19 protein-coding genes and 1 riboswitch are annotated in these 21,533 nt (G+C 72.8%); of the genes, 8 read left to right on the top strand and 11 right to left on the bottom strand.

What is annotated here, in order from left to right; genetic code table 11:
* Positions 1 to 115: 115 nt before the first annotated feature.
* A complete protein-coding gene (locus EV562_RS30895) occupies positions 116 to 397 on the top strand; it encodes an HPr family phosphocarrier protein (RefSeq protein ID WP_133890157.1) in 282 nt (93 codons plus the stop codon).
* A gap of 184 nt (positions 398 to 581) precedes the next feature.
* Here EV562_RS30895 and EV562_RS30890 read toward each other — a convergent pair whose 3' ends face one another.
* From EV562_RS30890 to EV562_RS30875, 4 genes are all read right to left on the bottom strand, one after another.
* Positions 582 to 1,277 (bottom strand): GntR family transcriptional regulator, encoded by a 696-nt coding sequence (locus tag EV562_RS30890; protein WP_133890156.1) that lies wholly within the window; start codon positions 1,275 to 1,277, stop codon positions 582 to 584.
* A 131-nt stretch (positions 1,278 to 1,408) separates the two neighbouring features.
* On the bottom strand, positions 1,409 to 2,173 hold the full coding sequence (locus EV562_RS30885; RefSeq protein WP_133890155.1) for a M23 family metallopeptidase: 765 nt from the start codon (positions 2,171 to 2,173) through the stop codon (positions 1,409 to 1,411).
* 12 nt (positions 2,174 to 2,185) lie between these two features.
* A riboswitch (cyclic di-AMP (ydaO/yuaA leader) is annotated at positions 2,186 to 2,350 on the bottom strand.
* A 190-nt stretch (positions 2,351 to 2,540) separates the two neighbouring features.
* Positions 2,541 to 3,929 (bottom strand): pitrilysin family protein, encoded by a 1,389-nt coding sequence (locus EV562_RS30880; protein ID WP_133890154.1) that lies wholly within the window; start codon positions 3,927 to 3,929, stop codon positions 2,541 to 2,543.
* Positions 3,926 to 5,275 carry a pitrilysin family protein gene (locus tag EV562_RS30875; protein WP_133890153.1) on the bottom strand — a complete coding sequence of 450 codons (1,350 nt, stop codon included), beginning with the start codon at positions 5,273 to 5,275 and terminating at the stop codon, positions 3,926 to 3,928. The genes EV562_RS30880 and EV562_RS30875 overlap by 4 nt, the downstream gene beginning before the upstream one ends.
* A 358-nt stretch (positions 5,276 to 5,633) precedes the next feature.
* On the opposite strand from EV562_RS30875, the gene EV562_RS30870 reads away from it, so the two are divergent.
* A complete protein-coding gene (locus EV562_RS30870) occupies positions 5,634 to 8,090 on the top strand; it encodes a DNA topoisomerase IV subunit A (protein WP_133890152.1) in 2,457 nt (818 codons plus the stop codon).
* Here EV562_RS30870 and EV562_RS30865 read toward each other — a convergent pair.
* Positions 8,087 to 9,253, bottom strand: coding sequence for a GTP-binding protein (locus tag EV562_RS30865; protein WP_133890151.1), 1,167 nt, complete (start codon positions 9,251 to 9,253; stop codon positions 8,087 to 8,089). The two genes, EV562_RS30870 and EV562_RS30865, sit on opposite strands and share 4 nt — an antisense overlap.
* 318 nt (positions 9,254 to 9,571) lie before the next feature.
* Here EV562_RS30865 and EV562_RS30860 point away from each other — a divergent pair, with 318 nt between their 5' ends.
* Positions 9,572 to 10,102: a DUF6082 family protein gene (locus tag EV562_RS30860; RefSeq protein ID WP_166662075.1), complete on the top strand. Its 531-nt coding sequence runs from the start codon at positions 9,572 to 9,574 to the stop codon at positions 10,100 to 10,102.
* A 152-nt stretch (positions 10,103 to 10,254) separates the two neighbouring features.
* Positions 10,255 to 10,491 carry a hypothetical protein gene (locus EV562_RS30855; RefSeq protein ID WP_133890149.1) on the top strand — a complete coding sequence of 79 codons (237 nt, stop codon included), beginning with the start codon at positions 10,255 to 10,257 and terminating at the stop codon, positions 10,489 to 10,491.
* 138 nt (positions 10,492 to 10,629) lie between these two features.
* Here EV562_RS30855 and EV562_RS30850 read toward each other — a convergent pair whose 3' ends face one another.
* Entirely contained in the window at positions 10,630 to 11,826 is a 1,197-nt protein-coding gene (locus tag EV562_RS30850; RefSeq protein ID WP_133890148.1) for a citrate synthase/methylcitrate synthase, read from the bottom strand.
* A gap of 122 nt (positions 11,827 to 11,948) precedes the next feature.
* Here EV562_RS30850 and EV562_RS30845 point away from each other — a divergent pair, with 122 nt between their 5' ends.
* The 4 genes from EV562_RS30845 (at position 11,949) to EV562_RS30830 (ending at position 16,709) form a co-directional block, all read left to right on the top strand.
* Positions 11,949 to 13,226: a citrate synthase gene (locus EV562_RS30845; protein ID WP_133890147.1), complete on the top strand. Its 1,278-nt coding sequence runs from the start codon at positions 11,949 to 11,951 to the stop codon at positions 13,224 to 13,226.
* A gap of 54 nt (positions 13,227 to 13,280) precedes the next feature.
* Complete coding sequence (locus tag EV562_RS30840) at positions 13,281 to 14,225, top strand: sucrase ferredoxin (RefSeq protein WP_133890146.1); 945 nt, start codon at positions 13,281 to 13,283, stop codon at positions 14,223 to 14,225.
* Positions 14,226 to 14,319: 94 nt separating this feature from the next.
* Positions 14,320 to 16,032, top strand: a complete 1,713-nt coding sequence (locus EV562_RS30835; protein WP_133890145.1) for a sensor histidine kinase — start codon at positions 14,320 to 14,322, stop codon at positions 16,030 to 16,032.
* A complete protein-coding gene (locus tag EV562_RS30830; protein ID WP_133890144.1) occupies positions 16,029 to 16,709 on the top strand; it encodes a response regulator in 681 nt (226 codons plus the stop codon). The genes EV562_RS30835 and EV562_RS30830 overlap by 4 nt, the downstream gene beginning before the upstream one ends.
* A 60-nt stretch (positions 16,710 to 16,769) precedes the next feature.
* Here EV562_RS30830 and EV562_RS30825 read toward each other — a convergent pair whose 3' ends face one another.
* The 5 genes from EV562_RS30825 to EV562_RS30805 form a co-directional block, all read right to left on the bottom strand.
* Positions 16,770 to 18,362 (bottom strand): cation acetate symporter, encoded by a 1,593-nt coding sequence (locus tag EV562_RS30825; protein ID WP_133890143.1) that lies wholly within the window; start codon positions 18,360 to 18,362, stop codon positions 16,770 to 16,772.
* Positions 18,359 to 18,940 carry a DUF485 domain-containing protein gene (locus EV562_RS30820; protein ID WP_133890142.1) on the bottom strand — a complete coding sequence of 194 codons (582 nt, stop codon included), beginning with the start codon at positions 18,938 to 18,940 and terminating at the stop codon, positions 18,359 to 18,361. Before EV562_RS30820 ends, EV562_RS30825 begins: the two co-directional genes overlap by 4 nt.
* 69 nt (positions 18,941 to 19,009) lie before the next feature.
* Positions 19,010 to 19,693 carry a response regulator transcription factor gene (locus EV562_RS30815; protein WP_133890141.1) on the bottom strand — a complete coding sequence of 228 codons (684 nt, stop codon included), beginning with the start codon at positions 19,691 to 19,693 and terminating at the stop codon, positions 19,010 to 19,012.
* Entirely contained in the window at positions 19,690 to 20,844 is a 1,155-nt protein-coding gene (locus EV562_RS30810; RefSeq protein WP_133890140.1) for a histidine kinase, read from the bottom strand. The genes EV562_RS30815 and EV562_RS30810 overlap by 4 nt, the downstream gene beginning before the upstream one ends.
* Positions 20,841 to 21,365, bottom strand: a complete 525-nt coding sequence (locus tag EV562_RS30805; protein WP_133890139.1) for a DUF1453 family protein — start codon at positions 21,363 to 21,365, stop codon at positions 20,841 to 20,843. The genes EV562_RS30810 and EV562_RS30805 overlap by 4 nt, the downstream gene beginning before the upstream one ends.
* Positions 21,366 to 21,533: the final 168 nt, after the last annotated feature.

Below are 21,533 nucleotides of genomic sequence, written 5' to 3'. Positions count from 1 at the left end.
GACCGGACGGGACGGCGCAGCGGTCGTCCCGGCTTGCTTCACGATGTGGGAAACTGGTCTAGACAATATGGTCTAGACAACTCCAACGCCTCTGAACACCGAAGGGCAGCATCACATGGCTGAGCGCCGCGTCAACGTCGGCTGGGCCGAGGGCCTCCACGCCCGCCCCGCCTCCATCTTCGTCCGAGCCGCCACGGCCACAGGCGTCCCGGTGACGATCGCCAAGGCCGACGGGTCCCCCGTCAACGCGGCCTCCATGCTGGCCGTCCTCGGCCTCGGCGCCCAGGGCGGCGAGGAGATCATCCTCGCCTCCGACGCCGAGGGCGCCGAGGCCGCCCTGGAGCGGCTGGCGAAGCTGGTCGCCGAGGGGCTCGAGGAGCTTCCCGAGACCGTCTGACGGACAGCGGCACGGGACAGCAGCACGAACAGCAGCACCGAAAGGCCCGCCGGACCACCGGCCGGGCCTTTCGCCTTTTCCCGGCCGACCCGGACCGGCACGTATTCACGCCCGCCGCACATTTACGAGGCAGCGGAAAAAGAACGGCCGAGAATCAGCCACCCTTTTGTGTACGGCACCCGTGTTACCGTCGCGAGATCGCCGTGTTTACGGAATGTTGCGCATTCCTCACCGGCCCCGTCCGTCCGTCGCCGGAAGCGAATCGCAGGCGGTGCGCGGACGCCGACCGCTCGACGTGCAGGGTCATGAGCGCCCGCGCGCGTTCGCCGTCGCCCCGGGCCACCGCGTCGGCGATCGCGCCGTGCTCCGCCCAGTACTCCACCGGCCCGGCGGGGGCCTCCACGACGTACATCCAGGCGATCTTGTGGCGGAGCTGGGTGAGCAGCGCCGTCAGGGAAGGGCTGCCGGCCGCCTGGGAGAGAGTCTCGTGGAACCAGCCGCCCAGGGAGCGCAGGTCGTCGCCGGTGCCCTGCCTGGCCCGCTCCTGGCCCAGCCTGACCAGGCCGCGCAGCACCTTGAGGTGGGCGTCGGTGCGCCGCCGGGCGGCCCGGGAGGCGCCGAGCGGCTCCAGGAGCGAGCGCGCCTCCAGCAGGTCGGCGGCCTCCCGCTCGGTCGGTTCCGCGACGCACGCGCCCGCGTGCCGCCGGGTCACCACGAAGCCCTCGGCCTCCAGCGTGCGCAGCGCCTCGCGGACGGGCACGCGGGAGACCCCGTAACGGCCGGCGAGGAGTTCCTCGGTGAGCCGGCTCCCGCGGCCGTGTACGCCGGAGACGATGTCGTCCCGGATCGCCGTGCACACCGAATGCGCCGGAATACGCATGACCGACCTCCCCTTCGACCCCCGTGAAGCGTCGACGATTGACGCGCGTTGCGCAACCACCGGCCAATCAAGCGTTATTAAATGCGAAAAGCCCCGGCTCGGGAAGCCGGGGCTTTCTGGGGGTGCCGCCGTCAGACGTTCACACCGTGGGAACGGAGATAGGCGACGGGGTCCATGTCCGAGCCGTATTCGGGGCTCGTACGGGCCTCGAAGTGCAGGTGGGGCCCGGTGACGTTGCCGGTGGCACCGGAGAGGCCGATCTGCTGACCGGCGTCGACCGACTGGCCGACCGAGACGCCGATCGACGACAGGTGTCCGTACTGCGTGTACGTGCCGTCGTGCATCTTGATCACGACCTGGTTGCCGTAGGCGCCGCCCCAGCCGGCCTCGACGACGGTGCCGACGCCGACCGCGTGCACGGAGGTGCCGCTGGAGGCGTGGAAGTCGATGCCGGTGTGACTGCCGGAGGACCACAGGGAACTGCCGGCCTGGTAGGCGGTGGAGACGTAGGAGGCGGTGATCGGCGCGACGAAGGTGTTGAGGCGCTTGCGCTCCGCCTCGCGCGCGGCGCGCTCCTTGGCCTCTCGGGCTTCCTTGGCCGCCTCGGCCGCCCGCTCGCGGGCCGCCTCCTGGGCCGCCTCGCGGGCGGCGGCGTCCACGGCCGCCTGCCTCTGGGCGACGGCCTGGGCGTCGATCTCGTCGGCCACGGAACCGCCGATGGTGACGACCGGGGTGAGGCCGCTCTGTTCCACCGCGGGCTCCGCGGCGAGCGCCGGAGCGGCGAGGGTGCCGACGACACCGGTGGTGGCGAGGGCCGCGACCCCCGCGGCGCGGGCGGTGGTGCGGTGCACCCGTCCAGGACGACGGTGCTTCCCGGTGGCGCGCGTGAACGCCATGTAGAGGCTTGTCCTTTCCTTCCCTCTCGCCTACCGGGTTAGCTGACGGGTTCGGAGCAGGAAGGTCTCCTACGGACCCCCTCGCCGTGGGCGCGGGCGTCCGATTCACCCCAGGGACTGCGATGGGTCCCCGGCTCCCCTGGCTCGCGCCGTACGGGGACTCGGCGATGACTGTCCGGTGCCGCGGGTGCGGCGCACTGCCTGACGAACAGCCCGGACGACGCTAAACGCGGCTGTGTTCAATTCTCAAACGCAACAGGGATTTTGTAGTGCACGCCACAGGGCAGACGGTGATCACTCCCCCAATCCGGACAAACGGCGGCCCTGGTGACACTCCGGTCACCAGGGCCGCCGCACGCGTGTGCCGCTACTCGGCCGCCACCACGGTGACTTCACCGATGCCGAGGGCCTCGACGGGCTCCTTGATCTGCGCCGCGTCGCCGACGAGGACCGTCACGAGGCGGTCCACGGGGAACGCGTTCACGACCGCCGCCGTGGCCTCCACGGTGCCCGTGGCGGCGAGTTGACGGTAGAGCGTCGCCTGGAAGTCGTCGGGCAGGTGCTGCTCCACCTGGTCGGCCAGGGTGCTCGCCACGGCCGCCGCGGTCTCGTACTTCAGCGGCGCCACGCCGACGAGGTTCTGCACGGCCACGTCGCGCTCGGCATCGGTGAGCCCCTCAGCGGCGAGCTTGCGCAGCACCGTCCACAGGTCCTCCAGGGCCGGGCCGGTGTTGGGCGTGTCGATGGAGCCGCTGATGGCGAGCATCGAGGCGCCCGTGCCGTCCGGCGCGGAACGCAGGACCTGGCCGAACGCCCGGACGCCGTAGGTGTAGCCCTTCTCCTCGCGCAAAACGCGGTCCAGACGGGAGGTGAGGGTGCCGCCGAGGCAGTAGGTGCCGAGCACCTGCGCGGGCCACACGCGGTCGTGCCGGTCGGCGCCGGTACGGCCGATCAGCAGCTGCGTCTGGACGGCGCCGGGACGGTCGACGATGACGACCCGGCCGCGGTCGTCGGCGGTCACCGGGGGCACGGGGCGCGGCTCTGCGGCCGAACCGGTCCAGGCGCCCAGGGTGTCGCCGAGCAGCACGTCGAGGTCCACTCCGGTGAGGTCGCCGACGACCACGGCGGTGGCCGTCGCCGGGCGGACGTGCCGCTCGTAGAAGGCGCGTACGGCCGCCGAGTCGACGGCGGCGACGGTCTCCTCGGTGCCCTGGCGCGGCCGCGACATGCGCGAGGCGGCCGGGAACAGCTCCTTGGAGAGCTCCTTGGCGGCGCGCCGGGCGGGGTTGGCCAGCTCGTGTGGGATCTCGTCGAGCCGGTTGCGCACCAGCCGTTCGACCTCGCCGTCGGCGAAGGCGGGCGCCCTGAGGGCGTCGGCGAGCAGCCCGAGGGCCTTGGCGAGGCGCGAGGCGGGAACCTCGAGGCTCAGCCGGACGCCGGGGTGGTCGGCGTGCGCGTCCAGGGTGGCGCCGCAGCGCTCCAGCTCGGCGGCGAAGTCCTCGGCGGAGTGCTTGTCGGTGCCCTCGGAGAAGGCGCGCGCCATGATGGTGGCGACGCCGTCGAGACCGGACGGCTCGGCCTCCAGGGGCGCGTCGAGGAGCACCTCGACGGCGACGACCTGCTGGCCGGGGCGGTGGCAGCGCAGCACGGTGAGGCCATTGTCCAGGCTGCCGCGCTCGGGGGCCGGGAACGCCCACGGCTTGGGCTCGCCGGCCTGGGGCCGGTCGTGGAATTCCATGGTGGCGAGCTCGGTCACTTGTCCGCCTCCTCGTTCTCGTCGTGGGCGTCGGCGTCGGCGGGGGCGGTGGGCTCGTAGACGAGCACCGCCCGGTTGTCGGGGCGCAGGCGGGCCTTGGCGACCTCCTGGACCTCCTCCGCGGTCACCTCGAGCACCCGCTGCACGGCGGTGAGGGCGAGCTGCGGGTCGCCGAACAGGACGGCGTACCGGCACAGTTCGTCGGCGCGGCCCGCGACCGTGCCGAGCCGGTCCAGCCACTCGCGCTCCAGCTGGGCCTGGGCGCGCTCCATCTCCTCGGCCGTGGGCCCCTCCTCGGCGAACCGGGCCAGCTCCTCGTCGACGGCGGTCTCGATGACCGGCACCTCGACGTCGCCGGACGTCTTGACGTCCAGCCACCCCAGGGAGGGCGCTCCGGCGAGCCGCAGCAGGCCGAAACCGGCGGCGACGGCCGTGCGGTCGCGGCGCACGAGCCGGTTGTAGAGACGGGACGACTCGCCGCCGCCCAGGACGGTGAGAGCCACGTCGGCCGCGTCGCACGCGCGTGTGCCGTCCTCCGGCAGGCGGTAGGCCGCCATCAGGGCGCGGGCGGGAACCTCCTCCTCGACGACCTCGCGCAGCTGCCCGCCCATGACGTCGGGCAGCGAACCGTCCCGGGGAGGCTGCTTGCCGTCGTGCGAGGCGATGGAGCCGAAGTACTTCTCGATCCAGGCGAGCGTCTGCTCGGGGTCGATGTCGCCGACGACCGACAGCACCGCGTTGTTCGGCGCGTAGTAGGTGCGGAAGAACGCGCGCGCGTCCTCCAGGGTCGCCGCGTCCAGGTCGGCCATGGAACCGATCGGCGTGTGGTGGTAGGGGTGGCCCTCGGGGTAGGCGAGGGCGGTCAGCTTCTCGAAGGCCGTGCCGTAGGGGACGTTGTCGTAGCGCTGGCGGCGTTCGTTCTTGACGACGTCCCGCTGGTTCTCCATGGACTCCTCGTCCAGGGCGGCCAGCAGGGAACCCATGCGGTCGGCCTCCAGCCAGAGGGCGAGCTCCAGCTGGTGGGCGGGCATGGTCTCGAAGTAGTTGGTCCGCTCGAAGCTGGTGGTGCCGTTGAGCGAGCCGCCGGCGCCCTGCACCAGCTCGAAGTGGCCGTTGCCCTTGACCTGTGCGGAGCCCTGGAACATCAGGTGCTCGAAAAGGTGAGCCAGGCCGGTGCGCCCCTTGACCTCGTGGCGCGAGCCGACGTCGTACCAGAGGCACACCGCCGCGACGGGGGTCAGGTGGTCCTCGGAGAGCACCACGCGCAGGCCGTTGGCCAGACGGTGCTCGGTCGCTGTCAGGCCGCCGGAGCCTGCCTGGGCTGTGGCCGTGTGACCCATGGGCATGTACGTCCCTTCGATCGCGGAATCCTTGCTGGAGTCACCGGGTGAGGCACCGGGTGCGTCACGTGGTGAATCACTGGGCGGAACTGCGGAATTCCGCCGGTCCCGCCACTGTATGCAAGCGTGCGGGCCGCCGGTGGAGTTCCCGGCCCTCGTACGCCGAGAGCGAGAAACGCGGTGGGCCGGGCGCGGCAACGCGGTCTGCGGGCGGCCGCGGACGGCGGGCCCGGCCGAGGGCGTACCCTGCGGGCAGCGCCGGGCCGGCAGCCCGTGACGGGTCCTGGTCGGTCGCTGTCAGTGCCGCAGTCCACAATGGACGGCGTCAGATCACCGTTCACGCTTCAGCAAGGAGCCGGCAGCGATGGCCCGCCGTAGTACGAAGACCCCGCCGCCCGACGACCCGTACGAGGAGAAGATCCTCGACATCGACGTCGTCGACGAGATGCAGGGCTCCTTCCTCGAGTACGCGTACTCGGTCATCTACTCCCGTGCGCTGCCGGACGCCCGCGACGGCCTCAAGCCCGTGCACCGCCGCATCGTCTACCAGATGAACGAGATGGGGCTGCGGCCCGAGCGCGGTTACGTGAAGTGCGCCCGTGTCGTGGGCGAGGTGATGGGCAAGCTGCACCCGCACGGCGACGCGTCGATCTACGACGCGCTGGTGCGCATGGCCCAGTCCTTCTCGATGCGGGTGCCGCTCGTGGACGGCCACGGGAACTTCGGCTCGCTGGGCAACGACGACCCGCCGGCCGCCATGCGGTACACCGAGTGCCGGATGGCCGAGCCCGCCGGCCTGATGACGGAGTCCATCGACGAGGACACCGTCGACTTCGCCCCCAACTACGACGGCCAGGAGCAGGAGCCGGTGGCGCTGCCCGCCGCCTTCCCCAACCTGCTGGTCAACGGCGCCTCGGGCATCGCGGTCGGCATGGCCACCAACATGCCGCCGCACAACCTGCGCGAGGTGATCGCGGCGGCCCGGCACCTGATCCGGCATCCGAACGCCGATCTGGACGCGCTGATGAAGCACGTGCCCGGCCCGGACCTGCCGACCGGCGGACGGATCGTCGGCCTGCCCGGCATCCGGGACGCCTACGAGACGGGCCGCGGCACGTTCAAGATCCGCGCGACCGTGTCCGTGGAGACGGTGACCGCCCGCCGCAAGGGGCTCGTCGTCACCGAGCTGCCCTTCGCGGTCGGCCCGGAGAAGGTCATCTCCAAGATCAAGGACCTGGTCGGCGCCAAGAAGCTCCAGGGCATCGCGGACGTCAAGGACCTCACCGACCGCGAGCACGGTCTGCGCCTGGTCATCGAGATCAAGAACGGCTTCGTGCCCGAGGCGGTCCTGGAGCAGCTGTACAAGCTGACGGCCATGGAGGAGTCCTTCGGCATCAACAACGTCGCCCTGGTGGACGGCCAGCCGCTCACCCTGGGCCTGAAGGAGCTGCTGGAGGTCTATCTCGACCACCGCTTCACCGTCGTCAGGCGCCGCAGCGAGTTCCGCCGCGGCAAGAGGCGCGACCGGCTGCACCTGGTGGAGGGCCTGCTCACCGCCCTGGTCGACATCGACGAGGTCATCCGGCTCATCCGCTCCAGCGAGAACTCCGCCCAGGCCAAGCAGCGCCTGATGGAGCGCTTCTCGCTGAGCGACGTCCAGACGCAGTACATCCTGGACACGCCGCTGCGCCGGCTGACCAAGTACGACCGCATCGAGCTTGAGTCCGAGAAGGAGCGGCTGAACGCGGAGATCGAGGAGCTGACCCGGATCCTCGACTCGGACGCGGAGCTGCGCAAGCTGGTCTCGACCGAACTGGCGGCGGTGGCGAAGAAGTTCGGCACCGACCGGCGCACGACGCTGCTGGAGTCGGGCGGCGCCACGGTCGCCACGGTGCCGCTCCAGGTGGCGGACGACCCGTGCCGGGTGCTCCTGTCGTCGACGGGACTGCTGGCCCGCACCGCGAACGGTGAGCCGCTCGTCACCGAGGAGGGCGCCAAGCGCGTCAAGCACGACCTGATCGTCTCGGCGGTGCCGGCCACGGCGCGCGGCGAGGTGGGCGTGGTGACGTCCGGCGGACGTCTGCTGCGGGTGAACGTCGTGGACCTGCCCCAGCTGCCGGAGTCCATGCCGGCGCCGAACCTCGCGGGCGGTGCGCCGCTGGCCGAGTTCGTGTCCCTGGAGGACGACGAGGAGGTCATCTGCCTGACCACGCTGGACGAGTCCTCGCCGGGGCTGGCGCTCGGCACGGAACAGGGCGTCGTCAAGCGGGTGGTGCCCGACTACCCCTCCCACAAGGACGAGCTGGAGGTCATCTCCCTCAAGGAGGGCGACCGCATCGTCGGCGGGGTCGAGCTGCGCACCGGCGAGGAGGACCTGGTCTTCATCACGGACGACGCGCAGCTCCTGCGCTACCAGGCCGCGCAGGTCCGGCCCCAGGGCCGTCCGGCGGGCGGTGTGGCGGGCATCAAGCTCGCCGACGGCGCCAAGGTCATCTCCTTCACGGCGGTGGACCCGGCCGCCGAGGCGGTCGTCTTCACGGTCGCCGGATCACGCGGCACGCTGGACGACTCCGTGCAGACCACGGCCAAGCTGACGCCGTTCGACCAGTACCCGCGCAAGGGCCGGGCCACGGGCGGCGTGCGCTGCCAGCGGTTCCTGAAGGGCGAGGACTGCCTGGCCTTCGCCTGGGCGGGTGCCACTCCGGCGCTCGCCGCGCAGCGGAACGGCACGCCCGCCCAGCTCCCCGACATGGACCCGCGTCGCGACGGCTCGGGCGTGTCGCTGCCGAAGACGGTGGCGGTGGTGGCGGGTCCGGCCTAGAAGGTGTCGTCGCCGAGGACTTCCCCGTCCGGCTCCGCGCGGTGGGGCTCGTCTCCCCCGGGCTCTTCGCCGTCGGGGTCCTCGCCGTCGGTCACGTAGCGCAGGACGCCCCACATGCCGTGCTCGTCGGCGGGTGGGGCGTCGGCGTCCCGGCGGCACGCGCCGAGTTCCTCGCCGAGGGCCGTCGCGTTGATGCCGGTGCCGATGAGGACGAGCTGGGTGCGGTGGACGCCGCCCGCGTCCCCGGCCCGCGCTGCTTCGCCCTCCGTGGCGTCGGCGGACGCCCAGGGCTCCGGGTAGAAGCGCAGGAAGCGTCCCACGGCGTGGACGGCGTACCGGTTCCGCGGGTCGTACGGGCCGAAGTCGACGTAGCCCTTGATCCGGTAGAGCCCCTCGGGCCGGCTGTCGAGGAAGCGCATGAGCCGGCGCGGGTCGAGCGGGCGGTCGGAGACGAACGACAGGGTGTCGTAGGCGGCGTGCAGGTGTCCGGCGTGGGCGCCGCCCTCGGAGTGGTCGTGCAGGTCGTCGAAGGACAACTGCCCCACCCGGTCCTCGCTGGGCCGGCAGTCGTACAGGAAGGCGGGGTCGACACGCCCGTAGGTCGCGGGCACGACGGCGGCACCGTCGCCGAGCGAGTGCACCAGGGCGAGGACGCGCTCGGCGTCGGGAGCCCGGTCGGTCTTGTTGACCACGACCAGGTCGGCCAGGGCCAGGTGCCGGTCGATCTCGGGGTGCCTGGCGCGCGTGTCGTCGAACTCGGCGGCGTCGACGACCTCGACGAGCCCCCCGTAGACCACCCCCGGCTGTTCGCTGGCGAGCAGCATGCGCACCAGTTCCTGCGGTTCGGCGAGGCCGCTGGCCTCGATGACGATGACGTCGATGCCGGCCTCGGGCCGGGCGAGCCGCTCCAGGTACCCGTCGAGTTCGCTCACGTCGACCGCGCAGCACAGGCACCCGTTGCCGAGGGACACGGTGGAGTCGCCGAGGGCGCCCGCGACGGCCATCGCGTCGATCTCGATGGAGCCGAAGTCGTTGACGATGGCGCCGATACGGCTGCCTCCGCTGCGGTGGAGGAGGTGGTTGAGGAGGGTGGTCTTCCCGGAACCGAGGAATCCGGCGAGTACGACGACCGGGATCTGCTGCGACGTCGGGCGCTGCCCCACCGTGCGACCTCTCTCTCACCCACGCGTACGCCGGTCCGCGGCGGCGCGTACGTCCAGGTACGGAATTGCCTGTTCAGGATACGAGCCGGGACAGTCCGCGCGGAGTGAACGATTGTTAGCAGCACTTGATGGGCAGACGTTTTGCATGGCGCCGGACCGTGCGACCCTCGCTTCCCTCCGTGCGCCGCCTCTCCGCCTCCCCGCCGGTCAGCGCCGCTCGGCACCCTGGAGGCGGCAGCACCGCCCATCGCTCGCCGGCCCCCGTCAGCCGACCCGCACTCGACGTCCGGCGGGCGGTCGCCTGATTCGGGGGTTGACATGGTCACACGGAAGAACGTCACGGGGAGGTTCGGCTCCGCCGCGGCCGGGGTGCTGACGGCCGCGCGGCAGCGGCGACTGGCCAGGGCACGTCTGGACGAGCGGGAACTGCGTCTGGAGGAGTCGGCGCTCAGGCGCGAGGCGATGCGGCACCAGCAGCGTATGCACTGGGAGTTGCTGACGAGGGCGATCGACGACCCGTCGCTGGCCGAGGTCATCGACACGTACGACAAGAGCATCCCGGCCGCGCGGCGCCGTCAGTTCCTCTACGCGAACGCCTGGTACACGTACCTGTACCACTGCTACCGGGCCGGCCTGCTGGACCGGGAGGAGCTGTACCGCACCCTGCGCGAGTTCTTCCAGAGCCCCGTCTTCCGGGAGTACTGGGGCGCGTCCGCGCACATGCGGGCCTCCCTCAACGAGGCGTCCGAGGAAGCCCGTCTCGGCCGCATGGTCGACGGCCTCGTCCAGGACCTCGACGAGGCGGACACCGACGAATGGTGGGTCGTGGGGACCCCGCCGACGGACTGACGGCGCGGGCCGCGGGCTCGGCCGCGCCGGTCGATGCGCCCCGCGCCCCGCGACACGACGGAGTGTTTTTCGGCCGTCCCGTCACGTCTGCCTCGTGGACGCCAGTAGCGTGTGCTCACCATCACTCCGGAGACTCATAAGGACCGGTACCTTTGAAGATCGTGCGCCGCATCGGTGTGCCTCCCAGCGCCCGGGGCAGTAACTCGGGATCCACCTGCCCCGACGTGTTCGAACTGAGCGACGGCAACTTCGCCGTCATCGGCACCGAGGCCACCGAGGCGCTGGAGCGTGAGCTGCCCGCCGACGCCGCCCGGGCCGACTACGAACGCATCGTGGTCATCAGCCGGGAGACCCTCATCCGGGCGAAGGCGGACATCCCCGACGCCTGACGTCACCCCTTGTCCGTGGCCGTACCCACCGCCGACCGCACACGGACCACCACCGGCGAGCAGCCCGGCACCCCGTCCTCGCTCGACGCTCCCCCGACCAGGCCTGGCGCCCGAACGGCACCAGGCCGCTCGTCTTCCTCAGGCGACCGCGGGCACAGCGGCCGGCGCCCCCGGCCCCACGTACCGTGCCACCGGCCGGATGATCTTCGAGTCGCGCGCCTGTTCCAGGATGTTCGCGCTCCAGCCCACCACCCGCGCCGCCGCGAAGGTGGGCGTGAACATCTCGCGGGGCAGGCCGCACAGCTCCATGACCACCCCCGCGTAGAACTCGACGTTGGTGTGCAGCTCGCGCCCCGGCTTCAGTTCCGCGAGGATCGCCTCGACCTGCCGCTCGACCTCGACGGCGAACTCCACGCGGGGGCCGCCGAACCGCCGCGCCACGTCGCGCAGCATCCGCGAGCGCGGGTCCTCCGTGCGGTAGACCGCGTGGCCGAAACCCATGATGCGGTCGCCGGCGAGCACCCGTTCGCGGATCCACGCGTCGATGCGGCCGGGCGTGCCGATCGCGTCCAGTGTGTCCAGTGCCCGGCTGGGGGCGCCCCCGTGCAGGGGGCCGGACAGTGCCGACACGGCACCGGCCAGGCAGGCCGCGACGTCCGCTCCGGTGGAGGCGATGACCCGCGCGGTGAAGGTCGACGCGTTGAACCCGTGGTCGATGGTGGAGATCAGGTACTGCTCGATCGCCCGCGTGCGCTCCTGGTCCGGTTCCTCACCGGTCATCATGTAGAGGTAGTTCGCGGCGAACGACAGGTCCTCGCGGGGTTCCACCGGCTCCAGCCCCCGCCCCAGCCGGTGCAGCGCGGTCAGCAGCGTCGGTACGGCCGCGGCGGCCGCCAGCGTGTCCTGCCGCCGCCGGTCGGCCGACAGGTCGTACACGGGGCGGAAGCCCAGGGCGGCACCCAGCAGGGACAGGCCCGTGCGCATCCCGGCGAGCGGTCCGGAGCGTCCACCGGCGGCGGCGATGGCGGGCAGCGCCGCGCGCACGGCGTCGGGGAGCCGCCGCAGCGCCGCCGTCTCGGCGGCGAAGGCGGCCGCGCGCCGCGCGTCGGGAAGCTCCCCGTGGATCAGGAGGTGCCAGACGTCCTCGAAGCCGCGGCTCTGCGCCAGCTCGACGGCGGAGTACTGCCGGTAGTGGTAGAAGCCTTCGAGCCCTCGCACGTCGCCGACCTCGGTGTCGGCCACCACGACCCCGGCGAGCCCGCGCGGCACCTCGACGAGCTGTGCGGCGGGCCGTGCGGCTGGCCGTGCGGCGGCTTCGGTCCTGCGTGTGGACATGATTACCTCCTCGAACTTGACTCAACTGTCCACACTTGACTGATAACCTGTCAATATTGATTGGATCAATATAAATTCTCCATGACTCAACACAGTCGGCTCCGAATCGATACGGTGACCCCATGCGCGACCAAGAGCCCGAGCATCCCGCCGACGGCACCGAGCGGCGCCTGACCACCAGGGAGACGGCCGACCTGCTCGGGGTGAAACCCGAGACCGTCTACGCGTACGTCAGCCGGGGCCAGCTCGGCAGCCGGCGCGCACCCGGCGGCCGGGGCAGCACCTTCGACGCCGACGAGGTCCGGGCCCTCGCCCGGCGCAACCGGCGCGACGGAGCCGCCCCCGGAGCCGCGGCCACCGGCCAGGAGCTGACCGTGCGCACCCGGCTCACGCTCATCGAGAGCGACCGGTACTACTACCGGGGCGTCGACGCGGTCGAACTGGCCGCGCGCCACTCCTACGAGGAGGTGGCCGAGTGGCTCTGGACCGGGCGGCTGCTCACCGGCGCCGCCTTCTCGGCCCCGGAACCCTCCGTGGCCGTCGCCCGCCGTGCCGTCGACGCCCTGCCCGCACACGCCGGCCCCGCCGACCGGCTCCGGGTGGCGGCGATCGCCGCGGCGGTCGCGGACCCGCTCCGTTTCGACCTGTCCGAGGACGCGGTACTGGGCACGGCGCGCGTCCTCATCCCCTCCCTCGTCGCCGCGCTGCCGCCCGTGCCGCCCGTGCCGCCCGACGGAGACGACGGGGCCCCGATCGCCCACCGCCTGTGGAGCAGGCTCAGCGGGCACGAGGCCGACGAGCCGTCCCTGCGCGCCCTCGACACGGCGCTCTGCCTCCTCGCCGACCACGATCTGGCGGCCTCCACGCTCGCGGTGCGCGTCGCCGCGTCGGCCCGCGCCCACGCCTACGCCGCCGTGTCCGCCGGGCTCGGCGTGATCGAGGGACCGCTGCACGGCGCCGCCGGGGGGCTGGCCCACCGGATGCTGCTGGAGGTCCTCGACCAGGGCAGCGCGGCTCCGGTGGTCGCGGCGGAGCTGCGGGCCGGCCGGCGCGTTCCGGGACTCGGCCACCGGCTCTACCCCGGCGAGGACCCACGCGCGCGTGCCCTGTTCAGGCTGCTCGAGGACATCCCCCGGGCGGCGCCCGCGCTCGCGGCGGCCCGGGACGTCCAGGCCACCGCCGCCCGCCACACCCCGCTGCACGCCAACGTCGACCTGGCGCTCGCCGTCCTCACGGCGTCGTCCGGGATGGCGCCCACCGCCGCCGAGACGATCTTCGCCGTGGCCCGTACGGCGGGCTGGATCGCCCATGCCCTGGAGGAGTACGGGGAGCGCCCGCTGCGGATGCGGCCGAGCGGGCTGTACTGCGGGCCCAGGCCGCCGCGTCCTCTGCCGGAGTAGCGTCCGGGCGCGGCCGGAAGTCGTCGCGGCGCAAGTCAGGTTAGGCTCACCTCTGTGAGTACGTGCTCAGTCGTCTCCCGGGACCTCGACGAGCCCGTTCCGGGCACCGCACCCGTCGCGAGGACCTGGTTGCTGCTCGAACAGCCCGGGCCGTGGGGCGCCAAGGCGCTCACCGCGAGCCACCTGGACCCCTCGCTGGGCCGCGCCCTGGACGCGGCGGCGAAGGGGACGGGGGTGCGCGTCGCCCTCATCCGCCGTCCCGGTCGCCACGCGGACCAGGGTGCGCCGGCCGAGCGCAGGGTGTACGCGGCCCACACCGTGCCGGGCGGCGTGTGGCTGCACGGCGCCACGATCGAGGACCCCCGCCGCCTGCTCGATCTCGACCTCGCGGCACTCGGCCGGGGCGATCACCGCACCTTCGACTCGGTGCTGGGCGGCGCCCCGCACACGGGCGATCCGCTCGCCCTCGTCTGCACCAACGGGAAACGCGACCGGTGCTGCGCCCTCCTCGGCAGGCCCCTGGCGGCCGAGCTCGCCGCGTCCGGAGCCGACGGCGTCTGGGAGGTGACCCACCTGGGCGGCCACCGCTTCTCGCCGACCGTGCTCGTGCTGCCGCACGGTTACGTCTACGGCCGGGTCCAGGCCCACGTCGTCAAGGAGATCCTGCACGGGGCGCGGGAGGGCCGGATCGTCGTCGAGGGCTGCCGCGGGAACTCCGCCTGGGAGCGCCCCGGCCAGGCGGCCGAGCTGGCCCTGCGGTCGGCCGTCGGCGAGGACGCGGCCCAGGCGCTGACCGTCGTACGCACCGACGGCGCCGCACCACGCTGGGAGGTGACCCTGGCCCATCCGGACGGCCGCCGGTGGCGGGTCACCGTCGTCCAGGGAGCCTCGGAGCCGCCGCGCCCGGAGAGCTGCGGAGCGTCGGTGCTGGGCGCACCGGCGCGGATGGAGGTCACCGCGGTGCGCGCGCTGTCGGCGCCGGCCGTACTGGCGAGCTGACGCTGCGGGCGCGGCCCGAGGTCCGGGCGCCGCCGGCGATAGATGCGCCACACCCCCCTGGGGCGGGCCACGCCTCCCACGTACCGTCGTGGCCATGAGCTCCACTCCCCCCGTCCGCCGACGGCGCCTGGGCCTGCCGCGGCGGGTGTTCTCGCAGGTGCTGCTGATGCAGCTGGCGATCGCGGCCGGTGTCGCCGTGCTCGCGACCGGGCTGTTCCTCGCGCCGCTCGGTGACCAGCTGGACGACCAGGCGATGCGCCGGGCGCTGGCGATCGCGCAGACCACCGCTCAGCAGCCGCAGGTCGTACGGGACCTGCGGACCACCCGTCCGTCGGCGGACGGACCGGTGCAGCGGGAGGCGGAACGGGTCCGCGAGGCCACCCGGGCGGAGTACGTCGTCGTGATGGACCGCGAGGGCGTGCGCTGGTCGCACACCGACCCGGAGCGGATCGGTCAGGTCGTCTCGACCGACCCGGGCCAGGCCCTGTCCGGCCGCGAGATCATGGAGATCGACGACGGCACGCTGGGCCGCTCCGCCCGCGGGAAGGTGCCGCTGCGCGACAGCGACGGCGAGATCGTCGGGGCGGTCTCGGTCGGCATCGCGTACGACAGCGTCCGGGCGCGGCTGATCCACGCCATCCCCGGCCTGTTCGCCTACGCCGGTGGCGCGCTGGCCGTCGGCGCCCTGGCGTCCTGGCTCATCTCGCGCCGGGTGCAGCGGCAGACCCGGGACCTGGCCTTCTCGGACATCGCGGGGCTGCTGGCGGAGCGCGAGGCCATGCTGCACGGCATCCGGGAGGGCGTCGTCGCCCTCGACCGCGGAGGCCGGGTGCGGCTGCTCAACGACGAGGCGCAACGCCTGCTGGGCATCGGCGGCGAGGCGGTCGGCCGTTTCCCGGACGAGGCACTCGGTGCGGGGCGCACCGCCGACGTCCTGGCCGGCCGGGTGACCGGCACCGACCTGCTGACCGTACGCGGCCAGCGGGTCCTGGTCGCCAACCGGATGCCCACCGACGACGACGGCGCCGTCGCCACGCTACGCGACCGCACCGAGCTGGAGCAGCTCGGCCGGGAGCTGGACTCCACGCGCGGCCTGATCGACGCCCTGCGGGCGCAGGACCACGAGCACGCCAACCGCATGCACACGCTGCTGGGGCTGCTGGAGCTGGAGATGTTCGACGACGCCGTGGAGTTCGTCGGAGAGGTGGTGGGCGACCACCGGGTCACCGCGGAACAGATCACCGAACGGATCCAGGACCCCCTCCTCGCCGCCCTGCTGGTCGGCAAGGCCACCGTCGCGGCCGAACGCGGGGTGGCGCTGTGGGTCTCGGACCGGACGCGGCTGCCGGACCGTCTGGTCGATCCGGGAGGGCTCGTCACGATCGTCGGCAACCTGGTCGACAACGCCCTCGACGCCGCGGCGGGGACGTCGCACGCGCGCGTGGAGGTGGAGCTGCGTGCCGAGGGGCGCGCCGCCACGCTGACGGTGCGCGACACGGGACCCGGCATACCGGTGGACCACCGTGAGCTGGTGTTCACGGCGGGCTGGTCCACCAAGGAACCTCCGGCACACCGCGAACGCGGGATCGGGCTGTCCCTGGTGCGCCGCCTGGCCGAACGGCAGGGCGGAAGGGCCACCGTCGGCGAGGCGTACGGCGGGGGCGCGGAGTTCGTCGTGGCACTGCCTGAGGCCCTGACGGAACCCGGCCCGGAGCCAGCCCCCACGGTCCCCGCGCCCAGCGGCCCCGCGGCCACCGCCGCCCCTACCGCCCCCGCCCCCGCCCCCGCCGAGGAGGAGTCCCGATGATCGAGGTCCTGGTCGTGGACGACGACACGCGGGTCGCGCGCGTCAACGCCGCGTACGTCGAGAAGGTGCCCGGCTTCCACGTCGCCGCCGAGGCGCACAGCGCGCTGGAGGCACTGGACGCCGTGGAGCGGCTGCCCCGCCTGGACCTGATCCTCCTGGATCACTACCTGCCCGACCGGACCGGTCTGGAGGTCGTCCGGGAGATGCGGCGACGAGGCCTGCAGACCGACGTGATCATGGTGACGGCCGCACGGGACGTGTCGACCGTGCAGGCGGCGATGCGCCAGGGCGCCCTCCAGTACCTGGTGAAACCGTTCGCCTTCGCCGGTCTGCGCGCCAAGCTGGAGGCGTACGCGGAGCTGCGCCGCACACTCGACGGCGGCGGTGAGGCCGAACAGGCCGAGGTCGACCGGATCTTCGGCGCCCTGTCGGCACCGTCCGAGCCGGGGCTGCCCAAGGGGCACTCCCCCACCACCGCCGAACTGGTACGCCAATGCCTGCTGAAAGCCGACGCACCGCTCTCCGCCCAGGAGATCGCCGAGCGGACCGGGGTGAGCCGCCAGACCGCGCAGCGCTATCTGAAGCTCCTGGAACGCACCGGCCGGGCCGTACTGACCCTCAAGTACGGCGAGGCGGGCCGCCCCGAGCACCGTTACGCGTGGGTGACCCGCGCCTGAGCCCCCCTCGGGCACCGCAACCGTCGAGACCGCCGGGGCGGCGGCACGCCGAGGGCGGCCTCACGCGGCCCCCGCCCCGGTGAGCGACCGCACCTCGGTCTCGGCGTGCTTGGCCTCGTCCGGGATCTCCGGGGAGGTGACCGTGCCCAGCCAGCCGGCGACGAAGCCCAGCGGGATCGAGACGAGACCGGGGTTCTGCAGCGGGAAGCACTGGAAGTCGACGCCCGGGAAGAGCGACTGGGGGCTGCCGGAGACCACCGGGGACAGCAGCACGAGCACCACGGACGGCACCAGGCCGCCGTAGACCGCCCAGACCGCGCCCCGGGTGGTGAAGCCGCGCCAGAACAGCGAGAAGAGCAGCACCGGCAGGTTGGCCGAAGCGGCCACGGCGAAGGCGAGGCCGACCAGGAAGGCGACGTTGAGATCGCGGGCGAGCAGCCCGAGCCCGATCGCGACGGCGCCGATACCGACCGCGGCGACCCGCGCCACGGCGACCTCGCTGCGCGGCTTGGAGTGGCGACGCCGCAAGGACGCGTACAGGTCGTGGGCCACGGATGCCGACGACGCCAGGGTGATGCCGGCGACCACCGCGAGGATGGTGGCGAACGCGACGGCGGCGACGACGGCGAACAGGACCGTCCCGCCGGTCGAGTGCGCGCCGCCGCCCAGGTCCAGGGCGAGCAGCGGTACCGCCGTGTTCCCGGCGGCGTTCGACGCGCGTACGGCGTCTGGGCCGATCAGGGCGGCGGCGCCGAACCCGAGGACGATCGTCATCAGGTAGAAGCCGCCGATGAGGCCGATCGACCAGACCACGGACCGCCTCGCGGCCCGTGCGGTGGGCACGGTGTAGAAGCGGGACAGGATGTGCGGAAGCCCGGCGGTGCCCAGCACCAGGGCGAGACCCAGGCTGATGAAGTCGAAGCGGGAGACCCAGTCCCCGCCGTAGGCCAGGCCCGGCGCGAGGAACGCCTCTCCGTGGCCGCTGCGCTCGGCCGCCGTGCGCAGCAGCCGGTCGACGTCGCCGTGGAAGCGCACCAGGACGAGCGTGGTCAGCGCCACGGTGCCGCCGAGCAGCAGGACCGCCTTGACGATCTGGATCCAGGTGGTGGCGCGCATCCCGCCGAGTGACACGTAGATCACCATGAGGGCGCCGACGCCGATGACGGTCCACGTCCGCGCCGCCTCGGACGTCCCGCCCAGCAGCAGCGCGACGAGGCTGCCCGCACCCACCATCTGCGCCACCAGGTACAGGACGGAGACGGTGACCGAGGAGGTCCCCGCCGCGATCCGGACCGGCCGCTCCCTCATCCGGGCGGCCACGACGTCGGCGAGGGTGAACCGCCCGCAGTTGCGGACCAGTTCGGCGACCAGGAACAGCACGACGAGCCAGGCCACGAGGAAGCCCACCGAGTAGAGCATGCCGTCGTAGCCGTAGAGCGCGATCAGCCCCGAGATGCCGAGGAAGGAGGCGGCCGACATGTAGTCGCCGGAGATGGCAAAACCATTCTCCATCGGCGAGAAGAGGCGGCCGCCCGTGTAGAACTCCTCCGCGGACCCCTGCCGACGGCGGCCGGCCCAGGTGGTGATGCCGAGCGTGACGGCTACGAAGGTGCTGAACAGCAGCAGTGCCAGGGTCTGGTGGTCTCCCGTCATGACGCACCGCCTCGTACGCCGCGTGTCAGTTCCTGGGTGTCCCAGCGCAGTTCGAGTGCGGGCCGGTCCCTGCGCAGCCGGGCGTGCCGTGCGTAGGCCCAGGTGAGCAGGAACGTGGTGAGGAACTGCCCGAGCCCCGCGACCATCGCCACGTTCACCGCACCGGCCACCGGCCGGGCCATCAGGGCGGGCGCCGTGGTGGCGGCCACCACGTAGGCGACGTACCAGAGGAAGAAGGCGATGACCGCCGGCACGACGAACCTCCGGTACCGGCTGCGGACCTCCTGGAAGGCCGCGCTGCGCTGGACCTCCAGATAGACGTCGGCGGCCGCGCCCCGGGACGGCTCCGCGGCGACGTCCCGGCGCATCGACGGCAGCGTCGGCTCGGGGGCCCCGGGACCGGCCGATTCTCCCCATCCCGAGGCGAGCGCGTCGTACCACGGGTCGTCGTACCGCAGGTCGGCGTACCCGCCGTCCGGGGCCGTCTCGGCAGGGGCTCTGCCCGGTACGGCGCGATGGTCGGCCGCGCGTTCGGGACCGCCCCCGGTGCCGCGGAGCCGATCGTTGCTTGACTGCATGCCCAAGGATGGACAGAACGGGAAGAGCCCCGACACATCTTCCTCACGCACTTCACCCCATCAGGTGATTCATCCCCTTGGTGGCCGCACCAGCCCCTTCCCGTAGGCGTAACGCACCGCCTGCGCACGGTCCTTGACGCCGGTCTTGGCGAACAGGTTGTTGATGTGGGTCTTCACCGTCGCCGGTGAGACGTGCAGCCTGCTCGCGATCTGCCGGTTGTTCAACCCTTCGGCGATGAGGACCAGCACCTCGGTCTCCCGCGCGGTGAGCCCGTCCGAGGAATCGGGAGGCCCCGCCGGCCGGGGCTCGGACTCGGACAGGCGCTCCAGCAGCCGCCGCTGGATGCCGGGAGCAAGTCCCGCGTCCCCGGACAGCACGCCGTGCACCGCCCGGACGATCTCGTCCCCGCCCGCGTCCTTGGTGAGATAACCGCGCGCGCCCGCTCGCAACGCGGGGAACACGGACGCGTCGTCCGCGTACGTCGTGAGCACGACCACCTGCGTCGCGGGGTGTTCGGACCGGATCCGGCGAGTGGCCTCCACACCGTCGCATCTGGGCATGCGCAGGTCCATCAGGACCACGTCCGGCGCGAGTTCGGCGACGAGCCGCACAGCCTCCTCGCCGTCTGCGGCGGCGCCCACGACCTCCACTCCGGGGAGCAGTCCGAGCAGCATCACGATCCCCTCCCGCACCACGGTCTGATCGTCGGCGACCACTACCCGCGCGGGCCTCTGCTCGCCTTCCTCCGTCATACGGGCACCTTCAACGTCACCACGAACCCCTCCTCGCCCGGACCTGCCGACAGCGAGCCGCCCAGCAGCTCGGCACGCTCCCGCATGCCCAGCAGACCGTACCCACCTCCGGTGCCGGTGCCTTCGCCGGACGGACCCCCCGAGTCCCGGACGTCCAGCATCACTTCGTGGGCGCCGTACTCCAGCCGCACCCGCACCCGGGCGCCGGGGGCGTGCCTGCGGGCGTTCGTCAGCGCCTCCTGGGCCACTCTGCGCACGGCTTGCGACGCCTCGGCCGGCAGCGGTCTGCGATCCCCCGTAATGGTGACGTCCGCCGCGCCCTCGGCCATGTCGACGAGCTGGGCCAGGAAGTCCTCCAGCGGCGTCAGATCGCCGCGGAGCGCGGAGAGCGCCTGCCGGGTCTCGGCGAGTCCCTCCCGGGCCATCCCGCGTGCCGCCACCACCCGGTCCAGGATCTGCCGGCGGTCGGCGCCCCGCTCGATCAGCAGCCTGGCGGCCTCCAGATGCACCAGCTGCGCCGAGAGGCTGTGCGCCAGCACGTCGTGGATCTCCCGGGCGATACGGGCCCGCTCCGCGAGTGCCGCGGACTCGGCCTCGGCCGCCCGGGCGGCCCGCTCCTGGGCCAGCAGGCGCTGCGCGCTCCCCCGCGCCTCGGCGTCGAGCCGCAGGACGTATCCGGCGAGGACCAGGCCGGCCATCGTAGCCACCGTGGCCGGCCATGCGTCGTCGCTGACCACGGCGTAGCAGGTCATCGCCACCGAGATCACGGGCAGCGCCGCCGCGACGGGCATCCGCTCCAGGGCCATGACGGCACACCCGCACCAGATGACCAGAGCGGGGACGTCGAAGCCGACGGACCGGGCGCCGACCGCGATCACCAGCAGCACGGCGACCAGGGCGAGGGACGGCCACAGGCGATGCGCGAGCGTGGTCCGGAAGAAGGCATACGCGGCGCACACGGCGGCCAGCAGGCCGACGACCGCCGCGACCGAGCCCCATCCGTGCAGACGGCTGCTGGTGAAGGCGCCCCACAGCAGCGTCCCCAGCACGACCAGGCGCACCCCCCTGGCGAGCAGGCGCCGGGGGCGGGAGACTCCCTCGTGCAGGAGCGCCTCCCTGGACGGCCACCTCGTCCAGACGTTCTCCGTCACGCGGGCTCCTTCCGGGCCGGCCGGGACAGGCGGCCACGGTACGCGGGGCCCGGCGCACCGGCCGGACGCGCGGCCTGGACGCGCCAGGCCAGGACTGCGGAACGGACCAGCAGGGTCGCCGCGAGGGCGAGCAGCAGGGCGGAGCTGTCCTGCCGCACCCCCAGGGCCGCTCCGACCCCGTAGAGACCGGCGCGGAGCACGATGCCCGCAGTCCACACGGCGACGCTCGCCCGGCTGCCCCTGCCCCACACGCCTCCGTCGGACTCGACCCATACGCGGGTGGTCCAGGCCCAGCCGGCGCCGGTGACCAGGCCGATGAGCAACTCGGCGGCCAGCAGCAGCACGGCAGCGGTGTGGTGATGGGCGTCGATCACGCCCGGCTCACGCAGCGCGACGATGCCCAGCACCACGGGCAGCACCCACCAGCGCCGGTCGGTGTCGATCCGGCTGGCGCGGAACTGGCGGACGATCACCAGGACGGCCGCCGCGGTGACGGCCAGCACATCGACGAGCCCGGACATCGTGCCTCCCTGAGCGGAGAAGGTGATGCCGGCAGCGGTCCCGCCGGCGTCTTCGACGTTACGGAAGCGGCGAGGTCACGGGATCGGAGCCCGGGTGGATCATGGGTGGAGACCGGGCCTTCGCACGACTCCACCCTGGGGTGGAGTCGTGCGAAGGCCCGGGGCGAT

This window comes from Streptomyces sp. BK208 (genome assembly GCF_004364245.1).
GTDB lineage: Bacteria > Actinomycetota > Actinomycetes > Streptomycetales > Streptomycetaceae > Streptomyces.
Note: the sequence above shows the minus strand (reverse complement) of the source record. Positions and strands in the feature narration are given on the sequence as shown.